The following is a 25,247-nucleotide window of genomic DNA, read 5'->3' on the forward strand; positions in this document are numbered from 1 at the left end:
CAGCTTTTCTACCCTCCAAAAAAATGAATGTGAAAGGCCTTTTTCAGGCACACTTAGTGATTGTCTGAATAATATCCTTTGCGTACATCACCCCCACGGGACAACTCAATGATTTACATCATGAATTTCGCCGGGCAGTTCTATCCACTTCCAGACCAATCCACCCTTCCCTCCTATAGGGCTAAAAAGCGCCAACCCCTGAGAGAAAAAAGACCTACTCTGGGAATTATACCAAATCAAAAGAGTTCCAGTCTCTTTATTTAAAATACTTTTCAATACGGCTTTTTGAATAACAGGAGAAAAATATGCAAGAAAAATCAAACCGTCTTCTCCAAGCTTTTCTCTAATGTACGAAGAGCGATTTTGCCGAGTTTGGGGTAACAAAAACATTTTATCTCTCCCGTCGTAAATATGGGGGAGAGACAGCAAAGCACTATAACAAGCAACGTGGCAACCTGTTCCGCAAAAGGAGATCTTATAAGAAGAGCACTTTTTATGTAAAATAACTCCTCCTTGAGGGGAAAGATTTCGGGGTTCAATTTTGCTTAACAATGATAAAGACGAAATATGCACTTCAGGGAGTACTCGGTGGACATCCACAATACAGCGCAAAGTTGCCACCCTGACACATCTCGGCCCCTTACTCAGAGAATACACTGCTATTCGCCCTAAGAAAAGACGCGCCAACGTCTGTCTTAATTTAAGGAAATTAAGCCTGGGAGTTTTCTCGCTCATCTTCTATTGCACGGAGAGCTTTTTCTATACGCGTGAAAGGCTCCAATAGTTCCATGGTACGAGCAGCTTCTACAAGAATGGCAGAGATATCATTAGCCTCTCCTTCCCTCTCAGATTCAACGCAGAGACGAAGGGGAGAGCTCACCGGATCTACCTGGAGAAGAAATACTCCTTTTTCTATTTGAGGCTCCATATTTCCTGTCTGGTTTAAAAAGGAACGGGCTGTATCGGAAAGGGTAACCACTTTTCCTCTAGAAACCTTCCGCAAGGGTGCTAAAAAAGAATCTTCACGACATATCCATAAGACAGGCTTCATTTCTACCGAGGAAACGAGACTTTGAAGGATCAATTCCTCTCGGAGATAGACATCCAAAGCGTTACCATATAAAACTCTCTCGATGCGAGTAGGAGAAACGGGGTCAGTATATCTAAAATCCATAGGAATACCACGAAAATCCGTTATCAGCACTGCCCCTCGGTAGGTATTGTTATTCTCCTCAATTAACAAATACCCAAGCTGCTTATTTGTTGTCATATAAGCTGTCCTTTCTTGAATTAAAAAATTAGCTGCTACGCATAGAGGTCAAAACCATCTTTGCCTTCTGCACATTTTTCTTTTTTCTCTTCTCGGCGTGCATGAAGGCTGTTCTCTCTTTTCCTTTTTTTCTTACCCCTATCGTTCTTTTTCTTCAAATCTGCCTTCTGGCCTCTGGCAGATTCTTCTCCACCCTGCACCGTCTGTTCTTTCTGTAAAGAACTTGCCACAATTTCTCCTTGTTGTCCGGCTAAGGATGCAGGGGAGTTTTGTTCTCGAACATTCTGCGCATTTTGCTCTACATTCCAATGAGAAAGCTGTAAGTGCAAAGGATTTACAACCATTCGACTCTCTCCTCACATAGCCCCTTTCATTTTACTGGGGGGACGATTTAAAAATCAAAAGGCTTCACACGAACCTCTCCAGCTTCATAGATAAAGGCAGCAAAACGCTGTTCCTCTCGAACTATATATGTAACTCCTCGAATTGTCACAGAAACGCCAGGGTAACAGACCCCCTTAACTCGAACTCGGCCTTTGGAGCGACTTGTCTCTATTCTCGCTTCAATGGATTGCAACTCATCCTCATGTTTGATAAGCTGCGCTTGTATTTGGAATTTGTTTTTGGTGAGAGAAATTAGAAGCTCTCGCTTCCCATCATCAATTTCTCCAGCAGATTCAAGTTTTTTCAGAAAGGAAAGATTCGCTTCCACCTTATCTGCCTTGTCTTTTAACGCAGTTATAAGCGTTTGCAATTCCTTTTTTCTCTCGTTATATTCTGGCAAAACCCCTACTATTACTTCTGTTTTAGTTCCCATTTCGCTTCCTAAAGTTTGGCAAAGCACCTCTACCCCGGCCTGTATCCGACCTCCGGCGATCTGCGATTTAGCTCCTCCTAAAACAACAACAGATTGATTAGCTGAAACGTCACTATGGAGAATAGCATTCTTTATCTGAACCGTCCCGTTACTCGCTACGAGACATTGATCCACAAAAGCTGCCTCTATATTACCAACAGCTTCTATTCGGGCTTTCCCCATGCCTCGCACCCCGCCAGAAAGAGCGATATTCCCTTTACTCGACAAACGAGCCCCTTCAACAACTCCACGTATCTGAATATCTCCAGAAGAAACAACTTCAAAGCCTTCTCGAACAGATCCTTTAATATCCACGGTACCTATAAAGTTAATATTTCCCACACTATAATCGAGGTCTCCATCTACAGTAAAGACAGGTATTACATTGAGCTTCCCCTGGGAAAGAGTCAAATGCCCATCTGTAGAGGCAAGCAAAGAAAGGCCGTCTTCCGCAATATAAGTTCCCTTGCCCACAGGGAGGCTATAATCCCGTCCCAACTTTGCCGCAACAGGAATACCCCTTACTGTCATTCCGCTATGACCTTCAGTGGGTACCGTTTTTGTGGCGAGAAGCTGGTTTTTTAACACAATGGTAATAGTATTCATATTGCGATAATCTACTTTTCCACCATCTTCTGTAACCTTAGGTTTGCTTTCCCCGAATTGAACAGAAAAATCAATTTGTGCATCTTTGCCATCTTGTGGCAACTGTCCTGAGGCAACATGAACCCACTCATTAATAATGCGCTCCTGAACAATTCTCCCTAAAGCATGAGTATCTACCCCAAAAACAACACCCTTTTCCGCAAGACTTTTTTGCAGAAAATCTACAGTCGGCCAAGGTTTATCTCCAGTAGGAGGTGATATCCGCAGGTCTGCGCTCATACCATCAGCGTTTATTTGCACCTCCACAACAGCATCCCGTTCATTGGCCGGATCTCGTTCTGCGATCTTGAAAGGTTCTTGTTGCTTTTCTTTAAGAAAAGCAACAATCGCATCTCCATCGTAGTTTTCTACGCCCTTTTGTTTCAGTAAGTCAACAACATCACTCAAGTCTGGCATACCTTCCGCCAGTGAAACGAGATAGATACCATCCTCCTTGAATTCTAAACGCAAAGACGCCTCTCCCATACTGAAGCCCCCCTTACTTGGCCTGGAGCATTCTTCTTAAGGCTACTAAAGCTTTGCCATGGAGTTGAGACACTCTTGATTCTGTTACCCCAAGAACACTTCCAATCTCCTTTAAGGTCAAACCTTCATAATAATAAAGGGATATGACAAATCTTTCTCGTTCAGGAAGTTTTTCGAGAGCAGAAACAACCTTTTCCACTTCTTCAGACTCTTCCAAGACCTCCAGAGCTGAAGACGCATCGTCAGCAAGAACGCCCTCTCGTACAACTTCTCCATCATCTAAAGCTAAAACTTCATCGAGAGAAACGATATAGCTGCGGCTAGCTATTTCCAAAGTCTCTCTATATGTTTTTTCGTCCATTTCAAGCTCATTCATGAGCACTGCATCACTAACAACGCCCTGATCTTGCAAGACTTTGTCTACAGCACGATTGAGCTTTTGTATCTTCTCCCTTCCTGTTCGGGAAATCCAATCATACTTACGAAGCTCATCTAAAACTGCGCCTCGAATCCGCGGAACAGCAAAGGTCTGAAAGGCTGCTCCTTTTTCGAGGTCAAAGCGATCTATTGCATCAAGAAGACCAAACACTCCAAAACTCAAGAGGTCATCATAATCAAGCCCAGAAGGGGGAGAAACAGCCATTCTACCTACCACATACTTCACTAAGGGGAGGTATCGGCAAACAACTTCCTCCTTCGCGGCTTCTGAGCGATCTCTAAAATAACGAGTCCAGAGTTCCTGATCTCTCTCTTTCATTCCTGCGCGCCACAACCTCTCATCGTAATAGCAAATAGAAGAGCCAGAAGATAAATAGAGCTAAAGGAATCATCAATATAATTTTCCTGGAAAAAAGATTCTTCCGTATGCGAATCCCACTTTCTTCTACTTTTACTTTAATATCACCAGATAACCGTATTTGTCCGTAAATACCCTCAGATATACTTACTCTCACCAATACAAGTCCACTCGGAAGCTTTTCAACACTTTGGACAGGAAAAACAGACATCTCACCAGTCTGTTGAAGAGTTCTTTTTATAAAACCGGAAAGACCGGTATCATCAAAAGAAACCCATATCCTATCCCCGGCAGTAAGTTCTGAGGCAGCCTCTCCTCGTACTGGATCGACAATGGAGGAGCAAGGAATAAAAATTCCACGCTCTTTAATGTACTCTGTGGATAAAGAATTATCTTCCTTTTGAGGAACACGTTCATCTCCTTCAGACAGCCCAGAAAGCTCAAGACGAGCTTTGTTAAATCGCTCAAAAACAACTACAAAATCTAGGTCTGTACGAAAAACTTCTTTTAACTTTTCTTGAAGCTTCTCTATTACCTGTGCTCCAGGAGATTCGGAAGAAAAAAGAAGATTGACCTGTGTAGGACTTAAAATATCACGCACAGCTCCTCGTAATTTATTCCAGAGAACTTTCTCAAAATGAGCCCGCAAATCGGGGCCTCGCAAATCAATAATTGCTTTCCGAACTGACTCCCAACTAGCATTAATTTCAAATCCTTCAGGAATTCCTTTGCTTGAAGCCCAATATGTTTCATCGAAAATTTCACCTGAAGTTCCTCTACAAAGAAGGCAAAAAGCACCGCCCGCCTCGCCTCGTTTGTGAGAATCAAAACGAACCTTAATAGCAACGTACGAGGGGGAAAGGGATTTTAAAAGCGTTAAAAGTTCCTTGGGGTTCTCATGAACAGTGGAAAGTACTGCTCGCAAAGACCCAGGAGTACAATGAAAGAGAGAACAGAGTTCTTCCTCTACTTCTGGTGGAAGAGGTTGCGTTTCCTGGACTTCGACTTCAGCTTCGCCATCTTCTTTTACAACTGTTGGTTGATTTTCTTCTGCTTCTATTCCTGCTGCTAGATTCTGCTGGCTATTATCCACCACAGTCCTCTCCCCTCCTTATATCTCGTTGTTCCCCTGACCAAGCGTTTTTATGGAAAGCATCCACGTCTCTGTAGAGAACTCTACGCTTCGCCCTCTATTACCGCCAGTATCTGTTGTTACTATCTTAATCTTATATTTATTAAGCCATTCTGATGTCTGTCGCACATTTCTACTTCCAACTGCTAAAAAATCAGTTTGGGCTCCTGGGATGGAAAACATCTGGGCCCCTCCTGCAAATTTTGCTTTTAAACGGGACCGTAAAGCCCCTCTCTTGCAAACTGCATCTATTAATGCCGGGACCGCTGTATCAGCGAATTTGCCAGGCTTATCTATCGTGCTTTCTTTTCCTCCCCTGCTTTCTGGAAGCATAATATGAGCCATCCCTGCCACTTTTGCCACAGAATCATAAATGACGAGACCTATACACGATCCCAAGCCTAGTGTGACAAGAACATCTGGAGCCGTGACGACAACTAAATCTGCCATTCCAACGTGAAAGGTATTTGCCATCGTTTACTGTACCCCCAGCTTCTCTAGCAGTCCTTCCAGAGAACCGGGATCTGGAATCATAACCACATTTCCTTGAACAGAGAGACTTGACTCACCTAATCTCAAAGTTGTGTTTACTACCAGAGCAGTATCTCCCGTCTGCCCAAAAATAGAGATAACGACATCAAGGACAGCAGCCAACATATCGTGGGCTACACCTGGGACAGATATGGAATAGGTGCTGCCTACAAACATATTAATAGAGTTCAAAAACGAGCTAAGAATAATATTCCCTACTTCCGACAAAGCACTGTCCCGTAATTCCTGGGGGAGAGAGGATATATCGATTCCTTCGCCAAATTGTTTCAATATAAGTAAATCCACCAAGGACTGGGCATTTTCCTCTTTTTGTATAAAAATAAGGCTGCATGGGAACTCTCCCTGAGAGCGCACAAAAACAGCAGCAACAAGGCTAAGTGCCGGACCGTAATGGCTACCCAAATCATAAATAGACACGAGCTCTGCTTTAGGAACATCCATGTCCACAGGTTTCCCAAGTAGTTTAGATAGAGCTGTCGCTGCATTACCTGCTCCTATATTGCCCACTTCTCGGATGGCATCAAGCTGTAAATGGCTGAAATCTTTAAGATCCATGGCCCCCTGACTCCTTCGCTCTACTTGGTGCAGAGAGACGCAACATCAAGGATAAGGGCTACATTCCCATCTCCAAGAATTGTCGCTCCAGCAATTCCTTTAATTTTAGAGAGGAACTTTCCAAGAGATTTAATAACAATTTCCTGCTGTCCTATCAATTCACTTACAATAAAACCAACCTTGTTTCGCCCAGCTTTTACCACAACAACAGGATATTCATCCTGTTGATATGTCTCCAAATGAGTCCCCAGCAAAGAGGCGAGATTTGAAAGTGCCAACACATCGCCGCGCAAAAGAGTGGCAGGAGTTCCGTGCATTGTTTTAATGTCCTCTTTACGAACAAGAATTGTTTCCTCTACATTTTCCAAAGAAATAGCATATATCTCGTCACCAACTTTAACGAGCAACGCCAACACAATGGCCAGCGTAAGGGGAAGACGTATTAAAACACGAGTCCCTTTTCCACGCATACTTTCTATTTCAAATTGGCCGCTAAGAGCTTCTACTTTCGTCTTGACCGCGTCCATACCAACGCCTCGTCCAGAAATATCCGTTACAGCATCAGAAGTACTAAAGCCTGGCAAAAGAACAAGTTGAATCAGTTCTTCCTCAGTCATGCCGTAGCTTTCTTCTTCAGTGATAAACCCTTTTTCTACAGCTTTTTCACGGACTCGATCTGAGTTTATTCCTTTCCCATCGTCGTCCACTTCTATAATGACACCGCTACCTTCCTGGTAAGCAGAAATCTTAATGACGCCTGTATCTGTTTTACCAGTTTTAACTCTGTCTTCAGGCTTTTCTATGCCATGATCAATGGAATTCCGAATAAGATGAACAAGAGGGTCTCCAATTTCATCGATCACTGTTCGATCAAGCTCTGTATCTTGTCCTTCTATTTGCAGATTAATTTTCTTTTCCATAGATTTGGAGAGATCTCGTACAAGACGAGGGAAACGATCGAATATAAAAGAAACTGGAACCATCCGTAACTTCGTCACCAACTCTTGAATATCTCCAGATATACGCCCTAACTGAGAGAGAGGCTCATCAAAGTCACGCAGCCGAGCTTCCTGAACAAGGCGCTCAATTCTGGCTCTCCCGATCACAAGTTCTCCCACGAGGTTCATCAATTTATCGAGACGGCCAATGTCGACACGTACAGTCTGCCCCGCTCTTTTTGATGCGTTATGACGAGAGGGGCCGTTCTGAGTAATTGACTCTGCGCTACTTCGTGCTACAACTTCTTTCTCTGGGGAAGAAGAAACATCCTTAGTGCCTACTTTTTCCTGTTCCTTTTCTCTCCAAGAAGGAGACCCTGCTTTCTCTATGGAAACCTTTTCAAGTTCGCTGATTCTGGATAATGCTTCCTGTAGAGATTCTTCAGAATCATGAGTTGCTATATATATTTCAAAAGAGCGATCAAATTTTTCATTTTCTAGATCCTCAACTGGAGGGGCCGTTTTAATAATATCTCCCATCTCATCTAATCGATTAACAACCATATACGCACGAGCAGCTTTAAGCATACACTCCTTGGAAAGACGTACATCTACTTTAAAGACATCCATTCCAAGACTATTTGCCTCATGAATCCATTGTTCCTCGTGGTCTGAGAGAACTTCATGTATCGTATTTTCTTCTTGTCTTTCATCTTTTTGAGGAACAGTCTGATGAAGGGCTTCTATAAGATCGTCTATAGAGATAGAGGTGTCTTTATCACCATTTCGAATAGCTTCGACCATGGTCTGCAGAGTATCAAGAGAGCGGAAAAGCAAATCTATGTCGCCACTCTGCAATTGGGCTTCTCCACGACGTACTTTATCGAGCCTGTCTTCTATAGAATGGGTAAGAGTTGACATCCGATCAAACCCCATCGTGGCAGACATTCCCTTCAACGTATGAGCTGAACGAAAGATTTCGTTAATGACCTCCATATTGCCTTGGTCCTTCTCTATTTCAAGAAGGAGATCATCAAGATGTAAGAGATTATCAGTAGCTTCATCCAAAAAAGCACCTAGATATTGATTCAAATCTATTCCTGTCATTGGGCATCATCTCCAACCACAATTTTCACTCGTAAAATGGACTCAAAAAAATCTATTCTAGCTATTTTCAATATATCTCGTTATCACAGTAGGGATGTTATAAAGAGGCGCTATCTCATCGACAATCCCAGCCTCCACAGCCGAGCGTGGCATTCCATACACCACACATGTTTCTTTCGACTCAGCAACAATATAAGCTCCTTTGCTATGCAATAATGCCGCCCCATCAGCACCATCTCGACCCATTCCAGTTAATATAACGCCCAAGACTCTTCCCCCAACTTCGTCAGCAAGGCTCGTAAAGAGCATATTTGCTGACGGTTTTACTGAAAGGAGGGGCGGTAAATCCGAAAGCTCACATATTAATTTCCCGTCAACAGTACGGCGTGCCAAGAGATGGAAACCTCCTGGGGCTATCACCGCCATTCCAGGCCTTAAGGGCGCCTTAGGGTACCCCTCTATTACCGTAAGTTTTGATACGGCATCAAGACGTTTTGCAAAAGATGGGGTAAAATCCTGAGGCATATGTTGAACCACAACTATAGTTAAAGGGAAATCCCCCGGAAGTTCGGAAAGGACATACTGCAACGCCCGAGGGCCACCAGTTGAAGCTGCTATAGCCACTATTTCAGGGGGCTGCTTCTTTATCTCGTTTCCCCCTTTAGGAATATAAATAGGGTGCTCATATAAAAGATCCTGCTTTGACAGCATGGCAGTGCTCGCTGCCAAAACTTTAGCTATCAGCTCCTCTCCCACATCCTTCATATTGAGAGATATGTGCCCGGAAGGTTTCGCCACAAAATCTACCGCTCCTGTGGCAAGGGCCTGAAAAGTAGCCTGAGTCCCTTCTTGAGTTACACTACTTACCATGATAACAGGTCTTGGATAATCTTTCATAATAACTTTAAGAGTCTGAAGTCCATCAAGCTTTGGCATTTCCATATCGAGAGTCAAAACATGGGGATCCAATATCTTTATCTTCCTTAATGCATCTTCCCCATCTCTCGCTGTACCTACCACTTCTATATGTGGGTCTGAGCTAAGAATATCGCTAATTATTTTTCTCATGAAAGAAGAATCATCTACTACCAAAACCTTTACTTTAGACGTTATTGTTTCTGTCATTTCCACCCATTCCTATCTATTGGTCAGTTCCTGTTGACGAATAAAAGCACCAAGGCTTCTTTCTGCGGCAAGAGGTAATACTTCAAAAGATACCCCCACTTCAGCATCTTCTGTTTTTTCGAGAACTCTGGCCACTGAAGCAAAAACCAGAAAAACTACATCAGCGGAAGAAAGTCGACAAAGACAACGGCGACCTTTTTCAAAAAATTTTCTCTGAGTCAAATTCACTCGTAAAGCACATCCCCCCAGACTGATATCTTTCGCCATCATTGAAAACCATTTTTGGGGAGAAAACACAGTATGCCCTATTTCATCCAGGAAGCAAAGATCTAATTTAAATATACAAGGGACACGAACAAAACGCCGTCTCTGTAGCCGTATAACATCCCCCATCGGTTCAAGCCAAAGAAGAGGGACGCGGTCTGTTATGGAACTGCGTAAAATAGACGCCTGAGTCTCATAAAGAGCCCCATCTATTTCAATGGAAAGAGCCAGTTCTAGATTCTTATGGGTCGGCAACAACGCTCCTTTCAACATCGGGTGGGCCACTGCGAGATAGGGACATCGCATATCTTCCAGCCGAGAAGGATAATGTCCCTTATAAAGACCTGCTCGAATGTCCAGCAAGACTTTTGATCCGATATGTTCTTTTAACATGGGAGAGAACTGAGTAAAATCCATCTGTTACAACTCCATCCTTTGTACGCCTCGAACTAATCGCAAGAAAAAAGTTTTTAATCCCCGGCTAGGAGGCAAAATCTTTTGTTCTTTATTCCCCATAAAGCCAAGAGCAAGTGATCTGAAGGAGGCAGAAGCCAAAGAGTAAGGATACTCACGTAACACTGGTCGTTGCAAACGTATAGCTTGTCGTACCTTATCATCAGCAGGGATAAAACCATCATAAGTAACGTCAAGGCTCAAAAACCGATGCGCCACTTTTCGAATTCTCTCTGCTGTCTCATCGGCCTCTCTCTTTCCATGAGCCATATTTACAACAAGATGAACATCTGCTTTGCTTTTAGACTCAAGAGCCAAAACTTTCATGAGCCCGTAAGCATCCCGAATTGATGGGGGTTCTGGTGTTGTAACTACCATTACCGAATCTGATGCTAAGGCAAAAGTTAAAACATCTTTATGAATACCCGCTCCTGTATCAATAATAAGAAAATCTGCTTTTTTTTCTAGAGAAGTCAGCTTTTCAAAAAGCCTTAAAAACGTATCCTCATCGGCATCTGCCATCTCCTGCATACCGCTTCCCCCTGGTATAACCGCCACTCGGGCATCGACGTCTATCATTACCTCGTCAAAATCCCGAGAGCCACGAACTACATGTGCAAGAGAGTAGCGAGGAGCCAGGCCCAAAAGAAGGTCTATATTGGCCATCCCCATATCTGCATCCATAAGGATAACTGACGCGCCAAGATCCGACAAAGCCAAGGATATATTTACAGAAAAGCTGCTCTTTCCTACTCCACCCTTGCCACTTACTATAGCTAGCGATCGTGTAGGTTTTAAAAAAACATTTTCTTTATCTTTCTTTTTCTCCACTAAAAGTCGAAGCTCGCCCGCTTGATCTAAAGTAGATTTTTTCTCCTCTTCATGCACCGAGAGTCTCTCCTTCTCCAAGGAAAAGATCGATCATCTTGCGAGAGTTCGCCACTTCTATATCATTCGGCACATTTTGTCCTGTTGCCAAAAAAGAAACCGGGATATTGTTTGTCAATAAAATATTTAATAGACAACCATAATTTGTAGTCTCATCAAGTTTAGTAAAAAGAATATGGGAGAGAGGGAGGCATCCCATTCGACTCACCACATCCCTCATATCCTCATTCTTCATATTTGAGGCAAGTACAAGATGAAGAGCATCAGGTTGAAAAACTTTATACAGTTTTTGCAGCTCCTCAAAACGTTCTGTATCTTTCTGGCTTCTTCCAGCTGTATCTAACAAGATTAAATCTGCTGTCTTATATTTATGCAATATACCTTCTATGTCTTCTGCATCGAATATAACTTCAATAGGAACTCCTAAAATTTTTGCATACGTTCGAAGCTGTTCTACTGCTGCAATACGGTAGGTATCAGATGTAAGCAAGAGCACCTTTTTATGCTCCCACAGGGCATGGATTGCGGCTATTTTGGCAATAGTCGTCGTTTTCCCCACCCCTGTAGGGCCAATAAACATGACGCGCTGTCCTCCTATTGCCTCTACGGGCGTAGTAGCTGCTGTCTGAATTTGAGCAGCTAGCCACTCAGGGAAAAGATCTTGCGACAATTGTTCCCTTTTAAAACGATTTCCCAGGGATTGCGCTAATTCTGAATCCATCCCTTTTTCAGTCAACATATACACAAGTTCTGGAACTTTCTCCTCAGATACAACGGGGTGTGAATAATCGTCGAGTCGCTCTAGCACTCGATCAAGTTTTTCATAAATACGAGTTACTTCCATATGAAGTTTCTCTTGAGGTTCCGCAGTTTTTTCCTCTTTTTTTATGCTTGCGGCTTCCGCCTCTTTCGTGTTCTCTCCATGATGAGCCAAAGCCAAGCCTTCCGAAGAAAAAGCGATTTTATCCTTTACTTCCGGAGATTGTGTGCCCCCTGATGAAGACGACGGAGATTGATGTGATTCAATAAGGCGCTGAAAAGCAACAAGGCGTTCTCGAGTAGCTTCAAGTTCTTCCCGCTTCTCCTCCTCAAACACCCCTGCCGTTACAATCAAGACTTTCCTTTTAAAAAAGCCTAAAAAACCGCCTACTTTTGCCGGCCTTGTGGATAAAATAACAGCATCTCTTCCCAATCGCTCACCGGCAATTCGTATGGCATCTGCATCATTTTTCGCCTCAAAAGAAATTTGCCGCACTATACGCATCAATCATTCCACCATCCCTGCGGATTTTAATTGGACACCTTGGGATATTTCATTATAGGATACAACATAAACTCCCGGCAATGTCCCTTCAAGAAGACGACGAACTATAAGCCGCACTTCAGGGTGAGTTAAAAAGACAGGAAGATGCCCCCCCATAGCCATTTTTTCTGCCATTTTCGATGCCGCAGACATAAGCTCCTGAATACTTTCCGGATCCATATTAAGTTGCCACCCCTGAATTAAGTCCCCCTGTAAACTTTCCTTGATTTTCTGCTCCCATTGAGGCGAGAGGGTTGCCACAGTAATGAAACCATCGTCTCCCTGGATTTTAAGGGAAATAATCCTCGATAAGGCTTCCCTTACACGCTCTGTAAGGTAATCTACACTGCGAGTTACCCGTCCATGATCTGCTAAAGATTCAAAAATAGAGACGAGGTCTCGGATGGGGATCTGCTCTTTAACTAAATTCTGCAATACCTTCTGTACTTCTCCAAGAGATAACACGCCTAACATCTCTTCTATTACAGCTGGGGAACTTTCTTTTACTAGATCCGTAAGTTTCTGAACCTCTTGTCTCGTAAGGAGCTCCGATCCATAGCGTTTAATCGTCTCTGAAAGGTGCGTCGCCAATACAGAAGGAGCATCGACCACTGTATACCCCATAGATTCTGCTTTATCCCGCAATTCAGGAGAAATCCATGTAGCCTGAAGTCCAAAAGCCGGTTCTACAGTAGGAACTCCCACTATGTCTTCTTCTACATTACCTGTATTCATTGCCAGGTAATGATCTGGAAGCAATTCGCCGCGCCCTGTCTCGGCTCCTCGTACTCGAATAATATATTCCGAAGGTTTAAGCTGAATGTTGTCGCGAATCCTGATAGGAGGGACTACAAGGCCAAATTCAAGAGCCATCTGTTTACGAATCGTCCCAATCCTATCGAGCATATCCCCTCCTTGAGAGGGATCTACAAGAGGGATGATTGCATATCCAATCTCTATTTCCATGGGATCTACAGTTAAAAGGCGCATCACATCTTCAGGAGAAGCTGGTGCTGGAGCAACAGGAGCACCTTGAGCACTGGGGCCTGAGCTTTGCCCTCCTTTGACCTCTTTGGATGAACGAGAAGAAGCTGTTTGTGCCTCCATCTGTTGTATTTTCCCCTCTCGATAAACCCAGTATCCCATAAGAGCGAGAAATATACCGAGGATAAGGAAGGGCACTGTAGGAAGTCCTGGGACAAAAGCCAGAGCGAATAGCAAGACAGCGCCGATAAAAAGAGGCCTTGGATATGACATAAGAGATGCAAAAATATCGCGACCAAGGTTCCCTTCACCAGCAGCCCGTGTAACGATAACACCAGTAGCGGTAGAAAAAAGCAGAGCTGGAATTTGAGAAACCAAGCCGTCTCCCACCGTGAGAAGACTATAAACGGACCCAGCCTGCCCCAATGTCATGCCTCGCTGAAGAACTCCTATAGACAAACCACCAATAATATTGATAAGGGTGATAATAAGTCCAGCTATGGCATCTCCTTTTACAAACTTAGAGGCTCCGTCCATCGCTCCATAAAAATCCGCTTCACGCTGGATCTCTCGACGTCGATTTCGGGCCGTATCTTCATCAATAAGTCCCGCATTTAAGTCAGCATCAATGGCCATCTGCTTTCCTGGCATAGCATCAAGAGTAAATCGAGCAGCTACCTCAGCTACTCGTTCAGAGCCTTTCGTAATAACAACAAACTGAATAATAACGAGGATGAGAAAAACGACACCGCCGACTACATAGTTTCCCCCAACAACAAAATTACCGAAAGCACTAATCACTTTCCCTGCATCGGCACGAAGAAGAATAAGCCGTGTAGTAGAAACATTTAGCGCCAATCGGAAGAGGGTAACAAGAAGAAGCATAGTAGGAAAAGAAGCAAGCTCCAGAGCCCTCTGTACATAAAAAGTTGAGAGGAGAACCACAACTCCCAAGGTAATATTAGTGGCAAGAAGAATATCAAGAAACCATGTAGGGACTGGAATAATCATCATGGCTACAATCATCATAACCATGATAGCTAGTCCTATGTCGGAATACAAAAGGAACCGTTTTATAAAAGAATTCTGAGATGTAAGTTCAGCCACTCAGGCTCCATCCTCTCTCTTTTAAGTTAATGACCATAAGCATCTTTCTTTTTAAGCTTATAAACGAAGGCTAATACTTCTGCCACAGCTTTATATAAGGCATGAGGAATTTCATCGCCTATATCCGCAGAATCGTAAAGAGCCCATGCTAAAGGTTTATTTTCTACTATGGGAACCTTATGGTCCTCTGCTATTTCACGAATTCTTTGAGCTACAAATCCTTTTCCCATGGCCACGACAACAGGTGCCTCCATAAGGCTTTTGTCATACTCTAGGGCAATAGCAAGAGTAGTGGGGTTTGTTATAACTACATCAGCATCTGGCACAGAAGCCATCATACGACTTCTAGCCAGTTCCCGTTGTTTTTGGCGTATTTTGCTTCGTAACATGGGGTCCCCTTCCATCTGTTTATACTCTTCTTTAATTTCTTGCCGACTCATTCGAATGGATCGTTCGAACTCCCACTTTTGGTACAAATAATCGAAAAGAGCAATAGAAAGTAAAAGAAACGCCAATTTCATAGAAAGTTTCCATATCTTATGGAAGACCAAGGCTAATCCACCTTCAAGAGGCAATTGCAACGCCCCTACAAGTTCCTTCACTTCTTTTCGAAGGGCAGAATAAATCACAATACAAAACAACGCTGCCTTGATAAGCCCTTTAAAAAGCTCAACAAGAGAGCGCAGAGAAATGATCTTCTTGAGACCGGATACAAGATTAAAACGGTCTGGTTTCGGTACGAGAGGCTTACTGGTTATTACAAAACCAACCTGTGCCACTGTTACCCCCAAAGCAGCCAAAGCTGCCGCTCCCCCAAGAGGAAGCCAAACAAATACCAACATTCGTAATCCATTAATCCACAAAGAATGTTGCCATCCTGCCTTACCCAGTTCTGTCTGCCCCATTAGTGCAATCGTATTTTGGAGGTAAGTAACTAGTTCCTGCCAAAAAAAACCACCTAAAAGCGAAAGCCCCAAAAGGCCCACTATAATTACGATAGAGGCTCCTAGATCCTGACTTTTCGCTACTCGGCCCTCTTCACGCTCACGACGACGCTTTCGAGGTGAAGCCGGCTCTGTTCGTTCCTCCGCAAAGAACTGAAGATTCCACGTTATAGAAGAGCATGTTTCCATATCATGGCATTTTTCAATGCCATCTCTATATACTCCCTCATATTGGCAGAAATAAGGTCTACAGTTAAAGGTAAAACCACCATCAAAAGAAAAAGCCCTAGTGCTATTTTGAGAGGGAGCCCCAATACAAAAATATTCATCTGCGGAACTGTCCGAGCTAAAAAACCAAGCCCTATATCGGCTAGAAGAAGAGCTCCATAGAACGGCAGCACCATTCTCACTGCTAGAACAAACAACTTCTGAAGCCACAGCCCTACCCCCATATCCGCAGGAATGAAAAGGGAAATCTTCCCTATCGGAATTAATTTTAAACTCTCTACTACGGATTGTACCAGAAGCAGATGGCCGTTCCAGTGGAAAAAGAACCATAATCCTATCAAAAAGTATAACTGCCCAATAATAGAACTTTGCTCCTCACTTAAAGGGTCTAGAAGACTCACCATGGCTAGGCCCATAACATTTCCTATCAGTTCTCCAGCTACCTGAAGAGCATAGAGGGGAAGGGCCGACAAAAAGCCCAAAGCAGTTCCAATAAAAAATTCTCGCGTTCCACAAAGAATAATAGAGATCCAGTTTGAGAAAATTGCAGTGGGAATCGAAAGATCGGCACTCCCAACTGCCGCAATAGATATGAGAACAGCTGCCCAGAAGCGAGCCGGAAGGGGTAGAGATGGCGCTACAAAAACAGGGGAAGTAAAAAACATTCCAATAAAGCGCAAGCCAACTATAAGATAAACAATTAAACCTTGAGAAATCTGGAAAGGCTCTGTCATTGTATGAATTTTTCAAGCTGTCCTAAAAGAAAACGTGTCAAATCCCCGACCTGTCCAAAAATCCAGGGGCCAAAAAGCACAAGGGCAGCTAGCACCGCCACTATTTTAGGGATGAAAATAAGAGTTTGTTCCTGAATAGAAGTAGCTGTTTGAAGTATACCAATTACTAACCCTACAATCATAGCTACCAATAAAACAGGAAGAGATGTAAGTAACATAACCCACACCGAGTGGCTTAAAACATCGTACATACTGAAAGAGTTCATCGCTTCTCCACCAGCCTTTCTACGAGAAGCTCTTGAAGAGACTCATTATCACTAAATCCCATCCATCCGCCATCACAAACAAAAGGATTTTAAAAGGAAGTGAAATCATCATAGGCGGTAACATAATCATCCCCATGCTCATAAGAACACTTGCTACAATCATATCTACTACAATAAAAGGGATAAAAATGACCACTCCCATTTGAAAAGACGTTTTAAGTTCACTTAACATGAACGCTGGAAGGAGAAGACGCGTAGGAACATCGTCTACGTTCTTAGGTCGTTCAACACCCGCCATCCTTACCATAAGAGAAAGCTCTTCCTCTCGAGTGTAACGAAACATAAATTGCCTCATAGGCACTACAGTTTTCTCCCATGCCTGAGAAGCGTTAATAGATCCTGAAAGATAGGGAGCGAGAGCTTGATCATATACTTGTGTCCATGTGGGGGTCATTATAAAAAAGGTCATAAATAAAGCTAATGTTACAAGAACTTGGTTGGGAGGTGTTTGTTGCAACCCTAAAGCACGACGAACAAAACCAAGAACCACAAGAATCCGTGTAAAACTGGTGAGCATGAGCATAATGGCTGGAGCAAGGCTCAAAACTGTAAGCAAAGCCAATATTTGAAGGGTTAAAGCTACATCTTGTGGAGACTCTGCTGCACGAACCCCAAACTCAAGTGCTGGCAAAGGAACTGCTGGGATGTTACTCTCTGCACAAAATCCCGCTGCCCTAATTCCAAGGCTCCATATTAGTACTCCCATAAAAATGAGAAAGCTAACAATCTTTCTTTTCACCATGTCCTTCTCCTTGTAGCCACTCTTCATATCCCCATTTCCCAACCACTTTCGAATTACTCCCGACAAGTAGAGCCAAAACATCTGGTCCACACTTTACGACATAGAGAACTTCTCGCCCTAATCGTAAAGTAGAGAGCACCTGTAGCCTGGAGTCTTGTTTAAAGGCCTTTCCTGGACGAACATAATGGACAAGAATCCAAGATGCTCCACCTAAAATAGATAAAGCGATAACAACTCTGATGAGATACGTAGTCATATTGGGAAAAGATGCCGCCCCATAAGCAGTTCCCCCCGTAAATAAAAAGAAAAACCCAGCCAGTAACGCTATAAAGCGACCGCCTGGGATAATTTTTTTCATAATTTTCACATCGCAACTCTATCAAAAAAACTTCTTTAAATTCATTTTAACCCAGAGCCTTATTCAAGGCCTCCACAACCCTATCAGGTTGGAAGGGCTTGACAATAAAATCCACTGCCCCAGCCTGTATCGCTTCTATAACCATAGCTTGTTGCCCCATAGCACTGACCATAATAACTTTAGAGGCAGGATCCAAAGCCCTAATTGCTTTCACTGCATCAATGCCATTCATTTCCGGCATAGTAATATCCATAGTCACAATATCTGGATGTAGTTTTTGATAGGCCGCCACTGCCACTTTACCGTTTTCTGCTTCTCCGACAACTTCAAAATCATTTTTTGTGAGGATATCTTTAAGCATCATCCTCATAAAGGCAGCGTCATCGACAATTAACACACTCTTCGCCATACCTGCACCCCTCACTTATTGAACTCTTAAGTTATTTATAGCGTTCGGGATCTACCAGACGTGTTCACTATCTCTGTGATACGAACACCGAAATTTTCATCAATAACAACAACTTCCCCTCTGGCAAGGAGCTTGCTATTGACAAGGATATCCACTGGCTCCCCAGCCATTTTATCCAATTCTATCACGGATCCCGGAGTCATGTTCAATATTTCTGAAATGCTTTTTCGAGTACGCCCCAACTCCACTGTTACCCGAACTGGAATATCTGCAATAAGATCAATATTGCTAGATACCTGTCCACTTTCCACCTTTGAAACAAGGGGCATAAATTCAGCAGGACGAACTTCCACTTGGGAAACCTGCGAAGCAGCTCGCGATCGAGGTGCATTTTCTTGAGCAGGCACATCTCCGCGAGGTATTGTTGTTTTCCCTGATGGTACAGCCTTTGGCGGAGCTACATTAGATTTTGCCTGCTGAGATTCGGCAGGCGACATAACGGCTAAAGCTTCATCAGCTATATATTTTGCGGCACTGAACGGCGTAAGAATCCATAAGGGGAACTCTCCCACTCCCTCTATCGTCACAGGATACTCTATTGACCAAATATTTTCTTCCGGACCAGAGGCAGAAAAGGGCAACCATTCCCCTTTTTCCAAAGCCGACGTAGCGTTGTCCGGCATCAGGCGGCGTCCACCTAAAATACCACTCATATTCGTAAGAGAAGCCCCTACCATCTGACTCAAACCCTCTTGGGCCGCGTTAAGATAAAGCTCGCTGGCGTCATTGGGCAATTCTTTGCCTTCGCCACCCATCATAAGATCTGCCAGAATCAAGGCCCCATGCTCCGCAAGTACCACTACTAGGGGGGTATCATTCAAGCCTTGGCATGTAACACGAAAGCAGAAAGCCCCTTCCCCAGGCTTGAGGACAAAATCCTTCTGGGGAAGAACCTCTTGTTTTTTCTGTGGAACTGTTACACTTCGCCCTGCCAACATACCAAAAACGTTGGTAACAGCCGTAGAGAAAACATCATTTACGCCGTCTAATACTTTTGACTGCTCAGGAGATACATCCGGAAGTGTTCCGCCACTTTCTTCTTGAGTCTTCAGCGTATGTCCTTGGAGAAGGGCATTTATTTCTTCCTGACTCAACAGCTCATCTATCATCTTTGACTCCTCCCTCGTTATCGGGAATCATCTCTTCGTCATAGAGAATGTTTAATACCTCTACTGCATAACAGTCGTCTAGGCTTCCTGGGCGTCCCTGAAACTTTATCATGTTGCCTACACGAATATCAGCGGCACCATCTACCGTCTCATCTAGTTTTACTACATCCCCAGTACGAAGCTGTAAAACATCATCAACACTGAGAATCGTATGCCCCAACTCCACAGCCACAGGAATTCGAACATTCCCGAGATGGCGAACAATAGCCTCTCTCGCCCCTTCTTCTTTCTTCCGCCCAGTGGAAGCGAACCACTGCTGAGAGCTTAATTTGTCCATTAAAGGTTCCATAAGGAAATAGGGAATACAAATACTGATCATCCCTTCCACATCTGCCACTTTCAGTTTTAAAATTACTAACAACACCATATCGGTGCCAGGACAAATTTGGACAAAAAATGGGTTGCTCTCCATGTTTTCAAAACGGAAGCGAACATCTACTACAGTACTCCAGCTTTCTTCGAGAAGTTCGAGCATCCTCATAATAACCCGTTCTATAACCATACGCTCAATATCTGTAAGATCACGAGCTTTCCCTGAAAATTCGCCCTTACCACCTAACATTCGATCAATAATGGCGAATACTAAGTTAGGATTAATCTCAATCAAAGCATTCCCGCTAAAGGGGTACATCTCCAATATCCCTATAACTGTCGGCTGAACAAGAGAGCGGACAAATTCATCGTAAGCCAATTGATCTACAGAAGCAACCTCCGCAGATACCATAGAACGGACCATGGTAGAAAGAGTGGTGGTCAGCTGTCTGGCAAAGGATTCATGAATCATCTGTATAGCCCGGAGCTGATCTTTGCTGAATTTATCAGGTCTTCGGAAATCATAAACCTTAATTTTTCTCTCTTCAGAATCAGCATTCATAGAATCTAAATCAAAACTGCCACTCGAGAGAGCATCTAGCAAAGAGTCTATTTCGTTTTGTGAAAGAACGTCTGGGCACATAGCTCCACCACCTCCTCTAGTTGTTATTTAAAGATCATCTATTGAAGGACAAAACTCTGGAAAAGAACCCTCTTTACGGGAACCTGCCCTTTTACTGGGGGAACCATCACGTTAATACCCTGCTTCACCTCTTCGGCAAGTTCTAGAACTCCTTCAGCACTACGTAATTCAGAAGCCGTCTTACCTTTGGCTACAAGGAGCACTTCATTAGTAATACGCATCTTCCAGCTCTCTTTCTGCAAAGTTTCAAGAGCTTTAGGACTTGAAAGCTCCAAAGCCAAAGTGAAGCTCACCACTCCCCCATCCACACCGGAAAGGTTCGTTATAAACTCTCCTATGTTACACACCGGGCCCGGCTCTTCAATGCTGACCCCAGAAGCAGAAGCTACAGAAGCAGGTCGAAGCAAAAATCGACTTGCCAATAATCCGCCTCCAAAACCAACACAAAAAGCAATGACCCCTATCATAATAAACACGAGAAATCTTTTCATCATGTCGTCTTTCCTCCCAGAGGTTTATTGTACATCATTTGGGATACTGGGAAAGAATCACCACATCCACACGCCTATTCAAGGCCCGATGTTCCGGCGTATCGTTGGGAACAATCGGACGGAAAGCACCATAAGAAACGGCTTGAAGTTTTCGAGGCTCGATACTTCCGCTTTCCTGAAGATAAGACGCTACCGTAGCTGCCCGTAACGCTGCTAGTCCCCAATTATTTTTCAAAGGTCCCCCCCGAAGGGGAACACTATCTGTGTGCCCTTCTATAGACATAGCCGGAACTATATTTTTCAGATGTTGAGCTAATTTGTAAAGGATCCGTTTCCCCTCTGGTTTCATATCAGTTTGGCCTGTATCAAAAAGAAGCTGATCAGAAATAGAGACCGTGATTCCACGCTGGTCAACTCGAACAACTGCCTGATGTTCCAACCCTTCCTGTTTTAAAAAAAGCCTCAACCCTTTTGCTATTTCCCGGGTATCAACGGTACTTTTATCTGATTCCCCTGCATCTCGTCCCTCAAATCCGCCATACACACCTCCTCCTTCCTCTAAAGATCTTCCCCCGGGCAAAACACCTAATGCCCCTTTAAAGGAAATGATCATCTTTTGGAATTTTTCGACATCCAAATTAGAGAAGGAAAAGAGAAGAACAAAAAAAGTCAATAACAACGTAACCATGTCGCTATATGTCGTCAGCCAATTTCCGGTTTTCTCTTCATGTTGTCGTCGACGACGAGCCATTATTAGGCTACTCCTTCTTTGGCTTGACGCTCTTCTTCTTCCAACCGCTCCCGCTGTTGTGGTGGAAGGAAAACTTTCAATTTCTCCTCGACTATCCGTGGGTTTTCTCCCGCCTGAATCGCCAAAACACCTTCTACCATAAGCTCCCTCGCCATAACTTCCTCCGAAGACCGCGTTGAAAGCTTTCGGGAGATGGGGAGAGCAAAAATATTGGCGATAAAGGAACCATAAAAAGTAGTGATAAGAGCGACAGCCATGCCCGGCCCCAAAGCATCTGGATCATCCAGGTTCTTTAACATAGCAATAAGCCCGATAAGCGTCCCCAACATTCCGAAGGCCGGGGCCATTTCTGCCATTGTATCGAACATACTCTTATTAGACACATGTCGTTCTTCCAAAATACCTATCTCTGTATCTAGAATCGCCTTTACGAGTTCTGGATCTGTTCCATCCACAACAAGCTGAATAGATTTCCTTAAAAACTCATTATCAAGCTCTGCAGCATCGCTTTCAAGTGCCAGAAGGCCTTCACGTCGAGCTTTTTCTGCAAAACTTACTATCGTTTGTACCAACGAGACTAGATCCGGACTTTTTGAAAAGAAAGCACGGCCTAATATTTTGCCGATATTTTTAAAACGATCCATAGGGCTCGACATGATAACAACGCCTAAAGTTCCACCAACTGTGATGAGGAGGGACGGGAAATCGAGAAAAGCCATTGGGTCACCACCGACCACAATGCCTCCTACGACTAATATAAGTGCTATGGAAAGCCCTACCACTGTTGCCAGATCCACAGAATAATCCCTCCCATAATAAAGTAAAACCCTGTTTTAGTTTTACTCCTCCTGTTGTTGAGCATTTATGCCTTCTGAATAAGAAGAAGGTCGCCAAATGCGGTTTCGATATGCAACTACGAGATCAACTACGTCCTTTACAGATTCACGAACCACGTACCGATGATTGTTTATCAGTTTTATCACGGTATCTGGTGTGGTCTCCACTGTTTCGATCAGATCGCCGTTGAGAACAAATTGCTCTCCATTAAAACGGGTAAGGGTTATCATCTAATCCCCCCCTTACTCTAACGTTTCATATTGACGAGTTCTTCCAAAACCTGATCGCTGGTTGTAACAACTCGGGCATTCGCCTGAAACCCTCTCTGAGCAATAATAAGACGAACAAACTCTTCAGAAAGATCCACGTTTCCCATCTCCAGAGATCCACCAGAAATCTTTCCGGCCCCACCCTCTAAGGGAGAAACAACCTGCGCTATTCCCGAGTTAGCACTCTCAATAAAAGCAGTATTTCCTGCTTTTTCAAGGCCAGATGGGTTCGCAAAAATAGCAAGACCGAGACGATAAAGGGCTCTACTCTCCCCATTGCTATAAACCCCTACGACAGTGCCATCACTCCCTACAGCAAAATCGTTGAGGACACCCATTTCGTAGCCGTCTCGATAATAAGCTTTTGTAGTAAAAGCCGAACCGTACTGAGTAACCCCTTCTATTTCTTCTTTCCCAAAAGACTGGCCGCTAAAATCAAGCTTTATGGAAGCGTCCTCTGCTCCTAGGGCTCCAAACCCTAAGAACATAGTAGGAGTAGCGGAAGCCGTTTCTATTTTCCCATCGCTTCCGAAAGAAATAATCCCCGTGTTATCTTTTAGGGTAATACCAGATTCGGTAGGTAACCACGCTCTCCAACGCCATTGATTATTGTCAATTTTTTCCCAACTCACTTCAAGGGTATGACTATTTCCCAAGCTATCAAATACATCTAGTTTTGTCACGTGAGTGCTAGGAATTCTTTGATTTATAGTTGTAAGCACATCCCCTGAAGCCGCTCCTTGTCGAATCTCCAACCCTTGCCCCTTAGAAGAAGGAACTGCAAAAAGTTCCCCTACAGGGAAATTAGACCCCAGAGAAAGCCCCTTCCCAGACGGATCTATAAAGGTGCCGTCATGAGATGCTGTGACATTTGTACTAAAACGACTTATCGTCGAGGCATTATCAACACCCCATAAAACAAGCTCACGATCCCCACTCCGACTTCCTAGATCATTAAACTCCACTAAATAATGGTGCTCTGTCCCGTCATTTTCCGCGACGCTGAAGACTTCATAATCCATCATGGCACCCAGCTCGTACTCCCACGCATCATTGGGTTTGCCCGCATCAGCATTTTTCATCTTTAACACACCTGATTCGCTATCGAAGGTTACATTATACGTATTCCCGTCGAGAGCAAAGGTGTTATCAGTTAATTTAGGTCGCTTCGTATTTTGATCTACACCATTAAGCTTCATTTGGATCGTCTGATCTCCCACCTTTATAGTGAGGAAAGAGTTCACGTCGGTTCCTGAACCAAAAGTAATAGCCCTATCAACACCGTTGAGAATCCCCGTAGCCTTTACGCCATTTGTAAGAAAACCCATGGGAAGATAGGCACCTACCCGGCTATCGAGATTGCAACGAAACCCCGAAAGAGTTGTCGCCTTAGCAGGAAGCTTTTGCCCTACAGGAATGGTCATATCCACAAGCTGGGTCCCCTTTATATAACGAGTCGGATCATTTGGGTCTGTTTCCAGAGTGTATCCTTTTAGCATATACCCAGTTCCTGACTGAACTATATTGCCATTTGCGTCCAGGATAAAGTTTCCGGCACGAGAGTAGAGAGTTCTCCCCCCATCACTCATAACATAATACCCATCGCCCTGAATGGCCATGTCCGTTCTATTACCTGTATATTGAAGCTGACCTTGAGAATGTATGGTCTCAATAGCTCCAATATTCACGCCAAGTCCCACCTGCATGGGGTTGATTCCACCACGATTATCCTGAGGGGAGGAAGCACCTCTGGATGTCTGGTAAAGAAGATCTTGAAAAGTCACTGTAGACTTTTTAAACCCTACAGTGTTGACATTCGCAATATTATTTCCAACTACATCAAGCAGAGTCTGATGTCCTCTAACTCCACTTACTCCCGTCATCAGGGATCTTAGCATTTCTGTATACCTCCTAACAATGAGAAATGCGCATTCCCTTGCTTCAGATGAGCCTGCCCGTCCGTGGAGGCCTTTTATCTCTATCTCATATACATAATGTCGGAAAGATCAGGAGGAAACTGAAACCCTGTTTTACGCAACAGCAAGAACTTCCCGCATGCCGATTTCAATTTTCTTGCTCGATATGCCCGACAGATCCGACAACACAAGCATAACGCCCTTCTTTTCATCGAAACGAACTGCTTCTACCTTTCCAGCTTGAAGTTGGCCATTTTCATCATAGAAACTGACGTTTCTACCTATGTAGGAAACTGCTGTTCCTTTATTGACAGTAGCCATCTCTTCTACGACTTTAGCAACATTTGTCAGCTGCTCCACTGTGGTGAACTGAGCCATTTGAGCTATGAAGTCCCTGTCTTGAAGAGGATTCAGAGGATCTTGATGGGTAAGTTGCGCAATAAGAATCTTAAAAAACGCATCCTTGCCAAGGCCATCATCTGTTTTTTGGCTCGTCTTTTTAGGACCACTTTGAGAGTCCGTATCTTGAATTCCCGTTGTCTTAGGAAAGGCTTCGCCTCCATAAACCGTATATTCTGTCCCCTGAACGAACATACT

Annotated in this window: 28 protein-coding genes; all 28 read right to left on the minus strand. The window is 43.8% G+C overall.

Going from position 1 to position 25,247, the window contains the following annotated elements; translation table 11 throughout:
* Positions 1 to 105 precede the first annotated feature (105 nt).
* Positions 106 to 735: a hypothetical protein gene (locus B4J50_RS03665; protein ID WP_286953930.1), complete on the minus strand. Its 630-nt coding sequence runs from the start codon at positions 733 to 735 to the stop codon at positions 106 to 108.
* The gene (locus B4J50_RS03670; protein ID WP_286846241.1) at positions 710 to 1,270 is read right to left on the minus strand and encodes a hypothetical protein; all 561 of its coding nucleotides are present in this window, start codon (positions 1,268 to 1,270) and stop codon (positions 710 to 712) included. Before B4J50_RS03670 ends, B4J50_RS03665 begins: the two co-directional genes overlap by 26 nt.
* A 35-nt stretch (positions 1,271 to 1,305) precedes the next feature.
* The gene (locus B4J50_RS03675) at positions 1,306 to 1,614 is read right to left on the minus strand and encodes a hypothetical protein (RefSeq protein WP_286846242.1); all 309 of its coding nucleotides are present in this window, start codon (positions 1,612 to 1,614) and stop codon (positions 1,306 to 1,308) included.
* Between the two features lie 47 nt (positions 1,615 to 1,661).
* Positions 1,662 to 3,257 (minus strand): DUF342 domain-containing protein, encoded by a 1,596-nt coding sequence (locus B4J50_RS03680; RefSeq protein ID WP_286846243.1) that lies wholly within the window; start codon positions 3,255 to 3,257, stop codon positions 1,662 to 1,664.
* 13 nt (positions 3,258 to 3,270) lie between these two features.
* Positions 3,271 to 4,014 (minus strand): sigma-70 family RNA polymerase sigma factor, encoded by a 744-nt coding sequence (locus B4J50_RS03685; protein ID WP_286846244.1) that lies wholly within the window; start codon positions 4,012 to 4,014, stop codon positions 3,271 to 3,273.
* Positions 4,015 to 4,033: 19 nt separating this feature from the next.
* Complete coding sequence (locus B4J50_RS03690) at positions 4,034 to 5,149, minus strand: hypothetical protein (RefSeq protein ID WP_286846245.1); 1,116 nt, start codon at positions 5,147 to 5,149, stop codon at positions 4,034 to 4,036.
* Between the two features lie 15 nt (positions 5,150 to 5,164).
* Positions 5,165 to 5,659: a chemotaxis protein CheD gene (locus B4J50_RS03695; protein WP_024821738.1), complete on the minus strand. Its 495-nt coding sequence runs from the start codon at positions 5,657 to 5,659 to the stop codon at positions 5,165 to 5,167.
* A gap of 3 nt (positions 5,660 to 5,662) precedes the next feature.
* Positions 5,663 to 6,292 (minus strand): chemotaxis protein CheC, encoded by a 630-nt coding sequence (locus B4J50_RS03700; RefSeq protein ID WP_024821737.1) that lies wholly within the window; start codon positions 6,290 to 6,292, stop codon positions 5,663 to 5,665.
* A 20-nt stretch (positions 6,293 to 6,312) separates the two neighbouring features.
* Positions 6,313 to 8,337 carry a chemotaxis protein CheA gene (locus B4J50_RS03705; RefSeq protein WP_034326222.1) on the minus strand — a complete coding sequence of 675 codons (2,025 nt, stop codon included), beginning with the start codon at positions 8,335 to 8,337 and terminating at the stop codon, positions 6,313 to 6,315.
* A gap of 57 nt (positions 8,338 to 8,394) precedes the next feature.
* Positions 8,395 to 9,462, minus strand: coding sequence for a protein-glutamate methylesterase/protein-glutamine glutaminase (locus B4J50_RS03710; RefSeq protein WP_286953931.1), 1,068 nt, complete (start codon positions 9,460 to 9,462; stop codon positions 8,395 to 8,397).
* A gap of 12 nt (positions 9,463 to 9,474) precedes the next feature.
* Complete coding sequence (locus B4J50_RS03715) at positions 9,475 to 10,143, minus strand: flagellar brake protein (protein WP_286846248.1); 669 nt, start codon at positions 10,141 to 10,143, stop codon at positions 9,475 to 9,477.
* Between the two features lie 3 nt (positions 10,144 to 10,146).
* On the minus strand, positions 10,147 to 11,067 hold the full coding sequence (locus B4J50_RS03720) for a MinD/ParA family protein (RefSeq protein WP_286846249.1): 921 nt from the start codon (positions 11,065 to 11,067) through the stop codon (positions 10,147 to 10,149).
* Positions 11,060 to 12,331, minus strand: coding sequence for a flagellar biosynthesis protein FlhF (gene flhF / locus B4J50_RS03725; protein ID WP_286846250.1), 1,272 nt, complete (start codon positions 12,329 to 12,331; stop codon positions 11,060 to 11,062). Before flhF ends, B4J50_RS03720 begins: the two co-directional genes overlap by 8 nt.
* 3 nt (positions 12,332 to 12,334) lie before the next feature.
* On the minus strand, positions 12,335 to 14,389 hold the full coding sequence (gene flhA, locus B4J50_RS03730) for a flagellar biosynthesis protein FlhA (RefSeq protein WP_414630719.1): 2,055 nt from the start codon (positions 14,387 to 14,389) through the stop codon (positions 12,335 to 12,337).
* Between the two features lie 98 nt (positions 14,390 to 14,487).
* Positions 14,488 to 15,594 (minus strand): flagellar biosynthesis protein FlhB, encoded by a 1,107-nt coding sequence (flhB, locus tag B4J50_RS03735; protein ID WP_286846252.1) that lies wholly within the window; start codon positions 15,592 to 15,594, stop codon positions 14,488 to 14,490.
* Positions 15,573 to 16,367, minus strand: coding sequence for a flagellar biosynthetic protein FliR (locus B4J50_RS03740; RefSeq protein ID WP_024821729.1), 795 nt, complete (start codon positions 16,365 to 16,367; stop codon positions 15,573 to 15,575). The genes flhB and B4J50_RS03740 overlap by 22 nt, the downstream gene beginning before the upstream one ends.
* Positions 16,364 to 16,633, minus strand: coding sequence for a flagellar biosynthesis protein FliQ (fliQ, locus tag B4J50_RS03745; RefSeq protein WP_286846253.1), 270 nt, complete (start codon positions 16,631 to 16,633; stop codon positions 16,364 to 16,366). The genes B4J50_RS03740 and fliQ overlap by 4 nt, the downstream gene beginning before the upstream one ends.
* 19 nt (positions 16,634 to 16,652) lie before the next feature.
* Entirely contained in the window at positions 16,653 to 17,399 is a 747-nt protein-coding gene (gene fliP / locus B4J50_RS03750) for a flagellar type III secretion system pore protein FliP (protein WP_051461120.1), read from the minus strand.
* A 13-nt stretch (positions 17,400 to 17,412) separates the two neighbouring features.
* Entirely contained in the window at positions 17,413 to 17,793 is a 381-nt protein-coding gene (locus B4J50_RS03755; protein ID WP_286846255.1) for a hypothetical protein, read from the minus strand.
* A 46-nt stretch (positions 17,794 to 17,839) separates the two neighbouring features.
* Positions 17,840 to 18,202 carry a response regulator gene (locus B4J50_RS03760; RefSeq protein ID WP_024821725.1) on the minus strand — a complete coding sequence of 121 codons (363 nt, stop codon included), beginning with the start codon at positions 18,200 to 18,202 and terminating at the stop codon, positions 17,840 to 17,842.
* A 35-nt stretch (positions 18,203 to 18,237) separates the two neighbouring features.
* Positions 18,238 to 19,371, minus strand: a complete 1,134-nt coding sequence (gene fliY / locus B4J50_RS03765; RefSeq protein WP_286846257.1) for a flagellar motor switch phosphatase FliY — start codon at positions 19,369 to 19,371, stop codon at positions 18,238 to 18,240.
* Positions 19,361 to 20,386 (minus strand): flagellar motor switch protein FliM, encoded by a 1,026-nt coding sequence (fliM, locus tag B4J50_RS03770; RefSeq protein ID WP_286846258.1) that lies wholly within the window; start codon positions 20,384 to 20,386, stop codon positions 19,361 to 19,363. The genes fliY and fliM overlap by 11 nt, the downstream gene beginning before the upstream one ends.
* A gap of 38 nt (positions 20,387 to 20,424) precedes the next feature.
* On the minus strand, positions 20,425 to 20,880 hold the full coding sequence (locus tag B4J50_RS03775; protein WP_024821723.1) for a flagellar basal body-associated FliL family protein: 456 nt from the start codon (positions 20,878 to 20,880) through the stop codon (positions 20,425 to 20,427).
* A gap of 31 nt (positions 20,881 to 20,911) precedes the next feature.
* Positions 20,912 to 21,628, minus strand: coding sequence for an OmpA/MotB family protein (locus tag B4J50_RS03780; protein WP_024821722.1), 717 nt, complete (start codon positions 21,626 to 21,628; stop codon positions 20,912 to 20,914).
* A gap of 2 nt (positions 21,629 to 21,630) precedes the next feature.
* On the minus strand, positions 21,631 to 22,425 hold the full coding sequence (locus B4J50_RS03785; RefSeq protein WP_286953932.1) for a motility protein A: 795 nt from the start codon (positions 22,423 to 22,425) through the stop codon (positions 21,631 to 21,633).
* A 42-nt stretch (positions 22,426 to 22,467) separates the two neighbouring features.
* Positions 22,468 to 22,695 (minus strand): flagellar FlbD family protein, encoded by a 228-nt coding sequence (locus B4J50_RS03790; protein WP_286953934.1) that lies wholly within the window; start codon positions 22,693 to 22,695, stop codon positions 22,468 to 22,470.
* 17 nt (positions 22,696 to 22,712) lie between these two features.
* The gene (locus B4J50_RS03795; RefSeq protein ID WP_286953935.1) at positions 22,713 to 24,632 is read right to left on the minus strand and encodes a flagellar hook protein FlgE; all 1,920 of its coding nucleotides are present in this window, start codon (positions 24,630 to 24,632) and stop codon (positions 22,713 to 22,715) included.
* Between the two features lie 132 nt (positions 24,633 to 24,764).
* Entirely contained in the window at positions 24,765 to 25,244 is a 480-nt protein-coding gene (locus B4J50_RS03800; RefSeq protein ID WP_286847901.1) for a flagellar hook capping FlgD N-terminal domain-containing protein, read from the minus strand.
* Positions 25,245 to 25,247: the final 3 nt, after the last annotated feature.

The sequence above is a fragment of the Aminobacterium sp. UBA4908 genome (genome assembly GCF_002398115.1).
Taxonomy (GTDB): domain Bacteria; phylum Synergistota; class Synergistia; order Synergistales; family Aminobacteriaceae; genus Aminobacterium; species Aminobacterium mobile.